This is a genomic window from Endozoicomonas sp. 2B-B (assembly GCF_053470045.1).
Map to the genome: position 1 here is coordinate 5685903 of NZ_JBLZMU010000001.1, position 11598 is coordinate 5697500.

The 11598-nt window shown below is 49.3% G+C and carries 7 protein-coding genes, 1 tRNA gene and 2 rRNA genes (1 of these 10 cut by a window edge); 4 read left to right on the plus strand and 6 right to left on the minus strand.

Annotated elements, in window-relative coordinates; translation table 11 throughout:
* Positions 1 to 147 precede the first annotated feature (147 nt).
* The 3 genes from rapZ to mgtE all read left to right on the plus strand — a co-directional run bounded on the left by rapZ (position 148) and on the right by mgtE (position 2821).
* On the plus strand, positions 148 to 1005 hold the full coding sequence (gene rapZ, locus ACOMHB_RS21075) for an RNase adapter RapZ (protein ID WP_422135072.1): 858 nt from the start codon (positions 148 to 150) through the stop codon (positions 1003 to 1005).
* Complete coding sequence (locus tag ACOMHB_RS21080; RefSeq protein ID WP_422135073.1) at positions 1005 to 1274, plus strand: HPr family phosphocarrier protein; 270 nt, start codon at positions 1005 to 1007, stop codon at positions 1272 to 1274. The genes rapZ and ACOMHB_RS21080 overlap by 1 nt, the downstream gene beginning before the upstream one ends.
* A gap of 188 nt (positions 1275 to 1462) precedes the next feature.
* On the plus strand, positions 1463 to 2821 hold the full coding sequence (mgtE, locus tag ACOMHB_RS21085) for a magnesium transporter (protein WP_422137141.1): 1359 nt from the start codon (positions 1463 to 1465) through the stop codon (positions 2819 to 2821).
* Between the two features lie 604 nt (positions 2822 to 3425).
* Here mgtE and ACOMHB_RS21090 read toward each other — a convergent pair.
* Both ACOMHB_RS21090 and pmbA read right to left on the minus strand, forming a co-directional pair.
* Positions 3426 to 4583, minus strand: coding sequence for an AAA family ATPase (locus ACOMHB_RS21090; RefSeq protein WP_448218080.1), 1158 nt, complete (start codon positions 4581 to 4583; stop codon positions 3426 to 3428).
* Positions 4584 to 4635: 52 nt separating this feature from the next.
* The gene (gene pmbA, locus ACOMHB_RS21095; RefSeq protein ID WP_448218081.1) at positions 4636 to 5991 is read right to left on the minus strand and encodes a metalloprotease PmbA; all 1356 of its coding nucleotides are present in this window, start codon (positions 5989 to 5991) and stop codon (positions 4636 to 4638) included.
* 203 nt (positions 5992 to 6194) lie between these two features.
* Here pmbA and yjgA point away from each other — a divergent pair, with 203 nt between their 5' ends.
* A complete protein-coding gene (gene yjgA, locus ACOMHB_RS21100) occupies positions 6195 to 6722 on the plus strand; it encodes a ribosome biogenesis factor YjgA (protein ID WP_422135076.1) in 528 nt (175 codons plus the stop codon).
* Positions 6723 to 6758: 36 nt separating this feature from the next.
* Here yjgA and ACOMHB_RS21105 read toward each other — a convergent pair whose 3' ends face one another.
* From ACOMHB_RS21105 to ACOMHB_RS21120, 4 genes are all read right to left on the minus strand, one after another.
* On the minus strand, positions 6759 to 7472 hold the full coding sequence (locus ACOMHB_RS21105) for a glycerophosphoryl diester phosphodiesterase (protein ID WP_422135077.1): 714 nt from the start codon (positions 7470 to 7472) through the stop codon (positions 6759 to 6761).
* A 404-nt stretch (positions 7473 to 7876) separates the two neighbouring features.
* Positions 7877 to 7952: transfer RNA gene (locus ACOMHB_RS21110), tRNA-His, on the minus strand.
* Between the two features lie 598 nt (positions 7953 to 8550).
* Positions 8551 to 8666: ribosomal RNA gene (gene rrf / locus ACOMHB_RS21115) — 5S ribosomal RNA — on the minus strand.
* A gap of 210 nt (positions 8667 to 8876) precedes the next feature.
* Positions 8877 to 11598: ribosomal RNA gene (locus ACOMHB_RS21120) — 23S ribosomal RNA — on the minus strand; it runs 371 nt beyond the window's last position.

Sequence of the window (11598 nt, forward strand, 5' to 3'; positions counted from 1 at the left end):
AAACTGCATGGAATAGAAATATCCGGACTATGCTAGAAATAAAAGAAAGCGACTGGTTCTAATCTCATTAGGTTTTGATAGACTTGCCTCACTCGGAACCAGGTGAGAGACCTGTTTACACAGTCAAACAATCGGGAAGGACACACCATGAAGCTGGTCATCATCAGTGGACGTTCAGGCTCCGGCAAAAGCTCCGCCCTTCACGCCCTTGAAGATGAGGGTTTTTACTGTGTAGACAACCTTCCTGCCAGCATGCTGAATGATCTGCCAACCAATCTTAAAAGCAACCTGGTCGAACCGCACCGTATGGCTGTCAGCCTCGATGTTCGTAATGTGCCCGGCTCTCTGGAACGCTTCCCGACATTGTTGGAAAAGTTGAAAAAACAGGGGGTTGAGTGTCAAGTAATCTTTCTCGACGCAGACAGCAACACCCTGATGAAGCGCTATAGTTCGACACGCCGTCGCCATCCTCTGAGCAATGACAAGGTTTCCCTGACAGAAGCCATTAATCTGGAAAAGAAACTGCTGGCCCCACTGGCTGAAGAAGCTGATATTAGGCTGGACACTTCGCCACTGTCTGTCCATGAAATCAGAGAACAGATAAGACAACGACTCTGCGGCTCCACCAGCAAAAGTATGACCCTGATGATTCAGTCCTTTGGCTTCAAGCACGGTATGCCAGTTGATGCCGACTACGTCTTTGATGTTCGCTGTCTGCCTAATCCTTTCTGGGTTGAAGCCTTAAGATCCTTCACTGGCCAGGATCAGCCAGTTAAAGATTTTCTGGCATCAGAACCCATGGTGAATGAGATGTTTGAAGATCTCAGCACATTCGTGGAAAAATGGTTACCAAGGTTCGAATCCGGACAGCGCAGTTATATGACGATTGCGATCGGATGTACCGGGGGGCAGCACCGTTCCGTATTTATTAGTGAAAAACTGGGCGAGTGGCTCAAAGAACGTTTTGACTGTGTTCAGGTCAGACATCGGGAGCTTTCCAAATAATGATCCAGAAGCAGATCACCATTATTAATAAACTTGGTTTACATGCTCGGGCAGCATCCAAATTTGTTTCTACAACGACGGCTTTTGCCAGCCAGGTGAAGGTGAGCTTTAACGGCCGTGAAGTGGATGGGAAAAGTATCATGGCCGTCATGATGCTGGCTGCTGGAAAAGGCTCTGTCCTTGATTTGACATTTGAAGGCCATGATGAAGAAGAGGCCTGTTCGGCTCTGTGCAATCTGATCAATGATTTTTTTGAAGAGGGTGAGTAGTCACCCTTTTCATCATTAAATCCCTGTTTATACTGGTCTCTCGAAAAGCTTTGCCAGAGATTGAAAGCCCGGCAAAGCTAACAAAGAATGACATGTGAAATGACTGAGTCTGACTATCAGACTTGATGGTTAAAAGAACAGAAGTTCGATACTCAGACACTTCTACCAAAAAAACCGGATACGCATCTATGGTACAACAGCTGCAACTGAGTATCGGAGACAAGGCATTTCAGGAGCTCAACGAAGCCCTTGAGCACGGCGTTTCTCCTGAACTCAGGCGTATGCTGAATGGTCTTCCGGCTCCGGATGCGGCACACCTGCTTGAATCTTCCCCTCCCAAACTTCGCAGCCTTCTCTGGCGCCTGATCGATCGAGAGATGGAAGGCGACGTATTGCAGGAGCTGAGCGACGAAGTCCGGCAGTTTTTCCTGGACAGGATGAATGTGGCAGAACTCAAAGTCATTACCGAAGGTCAGGACGTTGATGACATAGCTGACTTGCTACAGCAGCTACCCGACGCCATCACCCGAAAAGTGCTGGATTCTATGGACAGCCAGGACCGGCAACGGGTAGAAGCCGTTCTCTCTTATCCGGAAGACACAGCCGGTGGACTGATGAATACTGATGTCATCACCATCCGACCCAGCAGTACGCTTGATGTTGTGCTTCGTTACCTCAGGCGTCACAAGGATATTCCGGAGATGACAGACAGTCTGTTTGTCGTCAACCGCAGAGACGAATACATTGGGGCATTGCCTTTATCCGTTCTCCTGACCACATCCCCTTCAGCCACAGTTTTTGAAGTAATGCAGACCGATCTGAAACCTATCGCTGCCGATATGGAAGACAGCCAGGTTGCGCAATTGTTTGAACGGCAGGATCTGGTATCAGCACCAGTAGTTTCGGAGCATGGTCAGCTTCTAGGCCGCATTACGATTGACGACGTGGTAGATGTTATCCGGGAAGAAGCCGAACACTCCATGATGAGCATGGCAGGCCTGGATGACGATGAAGACACCTTTGCTCCCGCACTGAAGACAGCCCGTCGGCGTGCAGTCTGGCTGGGTATCAACCTGATAACAGCCTTTATTGCCGCTTCTGTCATAGGTATGTTTCAGGCTACCATAGACAAGGTCGTTGCCCTGGCTGTCCTGATGCCCATTGTTGCAGGAATGGGCGGCAATGCTGGCGGACAGGCTCTGACCCTGGTGATTCGAGGCATGGCACTGGGCCAGATCAGTCGGACCAACCTTCGATGGCTGCTCAGTCGTGAATTAATGGCAGGGTTTCTCAATGGCATACTCTGGGCTGCTCTGGTTTCCCTGATTGCCTACTTATGGTTTCATGACCCGGTCATTTCTCTGGTGATCGCCTGTGCTATGATCATCAATCTCAGCACTGCCGTTATTGTCGGTGCCAGCCTGCCCGTTGTTCTCAAATCCATGAACATAGATCCCGCATTAGCTGGCACCATAATACTAACGACAGTGTCCGATGTTGTTGGATTCCTATCCTTTCTGGGACTGGCGGCCTTGTTTTATGGCTGACACTGGAGTCTGTCTGATAACTCTTGAAGGCGCCCCATAGCCTTACTCAAACTATCTGATCTCAAAGAGGCTCTTTCTGCTTCCCACTCTCTCTCTACAAAAGTGATTAGACTATTGTTGTATCCGATACCGACTTTTGACCCACTAACTTTTGGAGGCAAGATTTCCAGCTTATCCTTCTGTAATCCGTACCTTCGAATCAGATTCAAAAGCATAAGTTTGGGGTCATCTAAATTTTCGGGATGATCTGGCACTTTCAACAAAGGAATCTGAAAATATTGCGAAAAGCCATCCGAGTCTGAAAGCAACCATGCTTCCGTTTCCCTCACGGCAACTCTGAAAAGCATATTATCAGGCACTCTCTGTTGACCAAGCCACTGAGAAATCAGAATCGGAGCACATGAAATCCTGTCAAGATCAGTTATCATCAAGACGGGATACGTATACGACAGGTTTATATATTTTGACAATTTACTCTTTAACTGACCATTACCCGTGGGCTTTATCATCTGAATATCAAAGAGCCCTTTCTTATCTACAGTCCTTATCATTGAAACAGCTACTGCGCTACTCAACTGATCCTCAGTAGCGACATACAGCGGTATCATCCCCACAACCCTAGCTGCTGGACATTTGCGGGTCGGGTTTTAGGCAATATCACTTCACTCACTGTCAAACCCGCTTCAAGTGCTTTATTTTCAGCCTTGCTGACTGTTCGAATCTGGCTACCTTCTCTGCCGGGCTCCAGAATGATTACGCTCTTTGGATCAATACCCTCATTATTCAGAATTGCTTCGCTGTGAGTGCTTATGATGACCTGCCTTCTTCTCGTTTTTGCCCTTCTTTGAACTCGATCAATCATCAAAGGAATTTGCTCCACTACAGCATTGTGGAGTGATAATTCTGGCTCTTCCAGTAGCAGAACCCCCTTACCTTCCAACAAACTCCAAAGAATACCCAACAATCTCAAGGTTCCATCAGAAAAGTGCTCCTCTGATTGCCACCCTGCATTTGGACGATGATGTTCATATTGCGCTTCCAGATGAGGTTGACCTCTTTCGTTCTGTATATATCTCAAGCCTTTAAATCGTGGTACGGCAATGGAAAGTGCATCCCCAATCTTTTTTAGTCTCGAATCCCTGGTTTTTTTTGGAGTTCTGGCCAATCGCTCAAGAAAGCCTTGCCCAAAAGGATCGTTTTCCAGCCTGTTCCCGCCAATATGATCTGCATATTTAAGCAGCTGCGGAACAAGATGGAGATAAGTGACCTCCGAAAAACTTGTAACGATTGATCTAAATTCTTTATTTGCCCGGGTCTGCTCCAGGTGAGTCTCAGTTAACAACAAAGCATCTTTTTTATCGTCTTTATCAGGTCGATTTAATATTCTTTTGCCATTCTTCCATACTTCTTCGCTGGAAATCATAATCCTCTGTGCACCCTTACCTTCTGTTTTGAAGGCCAGTACATATTTCCAGCTTGCAGCATCCGATTTTCCTCCTTCTGACATAGAAACTTCTATTTTTACTTCCGTATCTCGACGATGGTGCAAACAACGCAGTCTTGTGATACCCCCACGGTCCTTCACAGCTTTCTGAAGTCCTCCGCCATCGGCTCTACAGATATCCCTTATAAACCTGAAAACATCGAGTAAGTTTGACTTACCGGACGCGTTCGGTCCGACAATATAAGAAACCTGGGCCAAATTGATCTCAGCATCACGGAAGTTCCGCCAATTCTTTAGCTTTAAAGATGTGATTATCATTCATTTAACCTGCTTTTATACTCAGCCAAATAGATAACAGGCTGAACCCTTATCACTCACCCGCCAGAGTCATCTCACTGATCAGAATCGAACCGGTCTGAATACTCCCTCTGCGATCATAATCACTCCCTGCAGCCACCATATTCATAAACATATCTTTCAGGTTTCCAGCGATAGTCACTTCAGAGACAGGATGCTGTATTTCGCCATTTTCAACCCAATAGCCGCCCGCACCTCTTGAGTAATCACCTGTGACAATATTCACACCCTGCCCCATCAACTCGGTCACCAACAAGCCCGTTCCCATCTGTTTCAATAACTCTTCCCTGCCGCCTGCATTGCAGTCAAGGAACAGGTTATTGACACCCCCGGCATTAGCCGTACTCTTCATGCCCAGCTTACGGGCAGAATAAGTACTCAGGAGATAGCTGGCCAGAACGCCATCAGAGATAAAATCCTTGGCCCGGGTAGCCAAACCGTCATTATCAAAACTGGCCGAACCCAGTGCTTTTTTCAGGTATGGCTGCTCATGGATGCGCACCCAGTCAGGAAATATCTGCTTACCCAGATGATCCAGCAGAAATGAAGCCCGACGATAAAGGCTGCCACCACTGATACTCTCCAACAAGTGTGAAACAAGGCCTGAAGCCACTTCTGCTGCAAACAGCACGGGCACCTGACCCGTAGGGACTTTACTGGCACCCAGCCGGGCCACCGTTCTTTCCGCTGCCTTGCGACCGACATCCGCAGCAGACTCAAGATCATTACCATCACGGGCGACGGTGTACCAATAATCTCTCTGCATTTCACCGGCTTTTTCACCAATCAATATACAACTCAGACTATGACGACTGGAAATATAGCTGCCTACAAAGCCGTGACTGTTCCCATATACACGACAGCCTTGATGAGTACCGACATTGGCACCGTCAGAATTCTTGATTTTACTACTAAACGATCTGCCAGCTTCCTCACACTTCAAAGCCAGCTCTATAGCCTCTTCTGCACCAACACCCCAAGGGTGATAAAGGTCCAGCTCTGGCAGTTCAGTCGCCATTAACTCTGCATCGGCAAGACCGGCACAGGGATCTTCCGAAGCATATCCAGCAATATCACAAGCTGCCTTCACCGTCTCCCTGATGGCTTCAGGTGTACTGTCTGAAGTACTGGCTGATCCTTTTTTCTTCCCCTGATAAACGGTGATACCGAAACCCTGATCACGGTTAAACTCCACTGTTTCAACATCACCCATTCTGACGCCCACCGAAAGACCTGCATCGAGACTGACACCGACTTCACAGGCATCTGTGCCCTGACGTCGGGCTTCAGCCAGAATATCGCTGACCAGGGTCTTCAGGCGATCCTCTTCAGAGCGGGGATCCAGTACAGCGTTGGTTTTATCACCCATGAAATTCCTGCCTTTCAGAATTATACGTGTAAGTCCTATTGTGCCGTGCCCAGCCACAAATGCCCATAGCGAAAGAAAAACAAACCATTCACCATAAGCACTATCACCATTGGCCCAAAACAAGTCTGGCAGCCTTCTACACTCATAGCTGAATATCCGTAACTGGAGTAAAATGCCTGCATCTCTCTAAGTAGACCTGAACCATGTCAGATCAAGACCTCTCCCCATTTGAAGACGACGCTGAAGAAATCATTTACGTCAGCAAATCCGAGCTCAAACGCGATATGGACGAGCTCAAGGCCATGGGTGCCCGCCTGATGGATATGAAGCCAGCCATGTTGGACAAGCTGCCCCTGAATGAACGCCTCAGGGAAGCGCTGGATGAGAGCAAGCGAATTAAAAGCAATAATGCCCGCAAACGGCACTTGGGCTTCATAGGCAAATTAATGCGAGACCAGGAGCTGGAACCCATCCAGAAATATCTCGACAGCCTGGATTCCACCAGTGAGGAATACAGCCGTCGCTTTCATCAATTGGAGCGCTGGCGTGACCGGTTGATAAACGAGGGGCATGAGGTGCTCACTGAATACCTCGACAAATACCCTGAAGCCGATCATCAACACATACGACAACTGGTACGTAACGCTCAAAAGGAAGCCGTACAGGACAAACCTCCCGCAGCTTTCAGAAAACTATTCAAATACTTGAGAGAAGTAGACGAAGAACACTAATCTTCATTCGCAACCGAGTGCCTGCCCGGCACTCTGTCAAGCGATTAAAGCAGGATTATCCGAAAAGACGCCATCAACACCCCAGGCTCTTAATCGATCAGCCATGTCCTTGTCGTTAACGGTATAGCAATACAGCTCATAACCTGCCGCTTTGATGTCATGCGCGTTTTTCTCTTTGAGTTTTTTGCCATTCAGATGAATCGTTTTGGCACCAACCTGTCTGGCTTTGTATTTCCAGTTTCGAGGCAGCGACTCGAAAAGACAACCAATCCTGCTGCCAGCTTTTGCCCGATACAGAACCAGCAGTTTATGATTAAAGCTCGATACCAACAGTTGATCCTCGGGGAAATCAGCTGCTTCTATGGCTGCAACCACCTCCTCAACCAAAAGCTTTAAATCGCAGCGATTGGGCTTCAGCTCAAGATTCAGGCTCAGCTTCAGTTTCTTGATCAAAGCCAGTGTTTCAAGAAGTGTTGGCACCTTTTCACCGGCGAACGCCTCCGAGAACCAGCGTCCGGCATCCAGAGTAGCGACCTGAGCCAGATTCTTTCCCCTCAAATGCCCATTTCCTGAAGAAGTCCTGCTCATTGTTGGGTCATGAAACATCACTGCTGAGCCATCTCCCAGCAGTGTCACATCGAGCTCTATCCATTTCAGCCTCAAATCGGCCGCCTTCCGAATACCAGCCAGAGTATTCTCCGGAGCCAGAGCAGCTGCACCTCGATGCCCGATCACTGAGTCCATAATCATTTGCTTATCTCTTCAAAGCCTGCTGAATTACTCGTCTACTATTATGCTTATTTTTGCGGCAAAAAAACCCAGACACTAAAGCTCTGGCAGACTTCTGACACAATAATGCAGCCCTCTGATGACATCTTATGCCTTCAGCCCTTGAAGGCTTTTAACACAACGTTGTTGTTCGATCAGTGTCGGGAGCATTGATTGACCACCTGCCAAGCAGTCATCTTTCCTATGCTGAAGGCTTGAATGAAGCGAAAAGAAACGCTATCTCCTGACACATCGCTTGCAGAAGACTATGACAGAAAATACAGGATTTATCTTGAGCTGAGTGAAGATCAGCAGAAGTATTAGAAAATAATGAGTGCTAAGTTCAAAAAAAAGGCCTGACTTGATAGTCAGGCCTTTTTTAAAAGTGGGGTGGACGATGGGGTTCGAACCCACGACCACCGGAATCACAATCCGGGGCTCTACCAACTGAGCTACGCCCACCACTTCGTTGCTTCGGGGAAGAAATGCCATCCCTGAAGACGCGGCTGATTATAAGGAAAGCCGAGTTCCTTGCAAGCAAAAAATAGCACTTCTGGTAAAAACCGAAATCTTTTTGTTCTGTCGGCTTGAAATATTCCGGATACATGTTGCCCTTGTAAGCACCGCTACGAGAGACCTTTCATTCAGGCGCTTTTTTCTACCGTCATAATCAAACCCCAGTTAAAAGCAAAACATTAACCGGAGTTTTTGACGATGTCGATTAGGGGGATTTAGCGCTTACTTATCGCCGATGCCAGTGCGACTTTTCTCTATGATGGGTATAAGGTCGCAAATCACTGAATAAAAAAAGCCCAACGAATTCGATCTTGGGCCTTTTTTTATTCAATGCCTGACAGTGACTTACTCTCACATGAGGAAGCCCCACACTACCATCGGTGGGGCCGCCCAGGTGGGGCCGCCCAGGTGGGGCCGCCCAGGTGGGGCCGCCCAGGTGGGGCCGCCCAGGCATGTTTCGTTTCACTTCTGTTCTGCCACATTCCTTTGCCCACAAAACAAAAACCCCGGTCAATCTCTCAACCGGGGTTCTGCTTTATTCAATGCCTGGCGATGACCTACTCTCACATGGGGAAGCCCCACACTACCATCGGCGATGTGTCGTTTCACTTCCGAGTTCGGGATGGGATCGGGTGGTTCCAACGCTCTATGGTCACCAGGCAAAACTGGTCGAGCCGTTGGCTCTCGAGCTGGAAGCTTTAAGCTGGAGGCTTGAAGCTGTTTCTCGAAAACTAAGGCTCTGGAATCCAAATCTCTTTTAAGCTGTGTCGTCTATTCTTGCTCAACACTCTCTTTCACTGTGTACGGCTTCCAGCTTCAGGCTTCCAGCTTTTGCTGGCAGCTTCGCTGCGCAAATCGCTTTGGCGTTATATGGTCAAGCCTCTCGAGTCATTAGTACGGGTTAGCTCAACGCCTCACAACGCTTACACACCCCGCCTATCAACGTCGTAGTCTTCAACGTCTCTTATGGGCCTTGCGGCCAGGGAAGTCTCATCTTGAAGGGGGCTTCCCGCTTAGATGCTTTCAGCGGTTATCCCGTCCGAACTTAGCTACCGGGCAATGCGTCTGGCGACACAACCCGAACACCAGTGGTTCGTCCACTCCGGTCCTCTCGTACTAGGAGCAGCTCTCCTCAAACTTCCAACGTCCACGGCAGATAGGGACCGAACTGTCTCACGACGTTCTAAACCCAGCTCGCGTACCACTTTAAATGGCGAACAGCCATACCCTTGGGACCGGCTTCAGCCCCAGGATGTGATGAGCCGACATCGAGGTGCCAAACACCGCCGTCGATGTGAACTCTTGGGCGGTATCAGCCTGTTATCCCCGGAGTACCTTTTATCCGTTGAGCGATGGCCCTTCCATTCAGAACCACCGGATCACTATGACCTACTTTCGTACCTGCTCGAGATGTACCTCTCGCAGTCAAGCTGGCTTGTACCATTACACTAACCGCACGATGTCCGACCGTGCTTAGCCAACCTTCGTGCTCCTCCGTTACTCTTTGGGAGGAGACCGCCCCAGTCAAACTACCCACCACACAATGTCCCCGATCCTGCTAAAGGACCTGGGTTAGAACCTCAATATTGCCAGGGTGGTATTTCAAGGTTGGCTCCATGCAGACTGGCGTCCACACTTCAAAGCCTCCCACCTATCCTACACAAGCAACATCAAGATCCACTGTGAAGCTGTAGTAAAGGTTCACGGGGTCTTTCCGTCTAGCCGCGGATACACTGCATCTTAACAGCGATTTCAATTTCACTGAGTCCTGGGTGGAGACAGCGTGGCCATCGTTACGCCATTCGTGCAGGTCGGAACTTACCCGACAAGGAATTTCGCTACCTTAGGACCGTTATAGTTACGGCCGCCGTTTACCGGGGCTTCGATCAAGAGCTTCTCCGAAGATAACCCCATCAATTAACCTTCCGGCACCGGGCAGGCGTCACACCGTATACGTCCACTTACGTGTTAGCACAGTGCTGTGTTTTTAATAAACAGTCGCAGCCACCTGGTATCTTCGACCGCCGCCAGCTTAGGGAGCAAGTCCCATCACCGGCAGCGGCGCACCTTCTCCCGAAGTTACGGTGCCATTTTGCCTAGTTCCTTCACCCAGGTTCTCTCAAGCGCCTTGGTATTCTCTACCTGACCACCTGTGTCGGTTTCGGGTACGGTCCCTTTTGACCTGGTGCTTAGAAGGTTTTCCTGGAAGCCTGGCATCAACCACTTCCCCACCTTGGTGGGTTCGTCATCAGTTCTCGGCTTTGTGGACCCGGATTTGCCTGAGTCCACAGCCTACGACCTTAAACCCGGATAACCATCACCGGGCTGGCCTAGCCTTCTCCGTCACTCCATCGCAGCCAAAAGGGGTACAGGAATATTAACCTGTTTCCCATCGATTACGTCTTTCGACCTCACCTTAGGGGCCGACTCACCCTGCGCCGATTAGCGTTGCGCAGGAACCCTTGGTCTTCCGGCGAGGGAGCCTCTCACTCCCTTTATCGTTACTCATGTCAGCATTCGCACTTGTGATACGTCCAGCCCACCTCCCGGTGAACCTTCAACCGCTTACACAACGCTCCTCTACCGGTTGCAGTGGTCAGTTTTCAGTGGTCGGTTATCAGTCTTCTCATACTGACAACTGACCACTGAAAACTGACCACTGAACCCCGTAGCTTCGGTGAATAGTTTGAGCCCCGTTACATCTTCCGCGCGAGCCGACTCGACCAGTGAGCTATTACGCTTTCTTTAAAGGGTGGCTGCTTCTAAGCCAACCTCCTGGCTGTCTGGGCCTTCTCACATCGTTTCCCACTTAACTATTACTTTGGGACCTTAGCTGACGGTCTGGGTTGTTTCCCTTTCCACGACGGACGTTAGCACCCGCCGTGTGTCTCCCGTGATTGCACTCATCGGTATTCGGAGTTTGCATGGGGTTGGTAAGCCGGGATGGCCCCCTAGCCCAAACAGTGCTCTACCCCCGATGGTGAGACACGAGGCGCTACCTAAATAGCTTTCGAGGAGAACCAGCTATCTCCGGGCTTGATTAGCCTTTCACTCCTATCCACAAGTCATCCCCTGGCTTTTCAACGACAGTGGGTTCGGTCCTCCAATCAGTGTTACCTGATCTTCAACCTGCTCATGGATAGATCGCCCGGTTTCGGGTCTATTCACTGCGACTGGACGCCCTGTTAAGACTCGCTTTCGCTACGGCTTCCCTATACGGTTAACCTTGCCACAGAAAATAAGTCGCTGACCCATTATACAAAAGGTACGCAGTCATCAGTGGCCAGTTGTCAGTTGTCGGTGGTCAGTTTTGTTCAGCGTCAATTTCAACACCTCTGCAAATCTGCCCGTATTTTCCAACTTGACGACCTGGTAATCAGTCATCTGCTGTCGCTTGCCTACTGGCAACTGACAACTGACAACTGACCACTGACTCCCACTGCTTGTACGTACACGGTTTCAGGTTCTGTTTCACTCCCCTCAACGGGGTTCTTTTCGCCTTTCCCTCACGGTACTGGTTCACTATCGGTCAGTCAGGAGTATTTAGCCTTGGAGGATGGTCCCCCCATGTTCAGACAACATTTCACGTGTG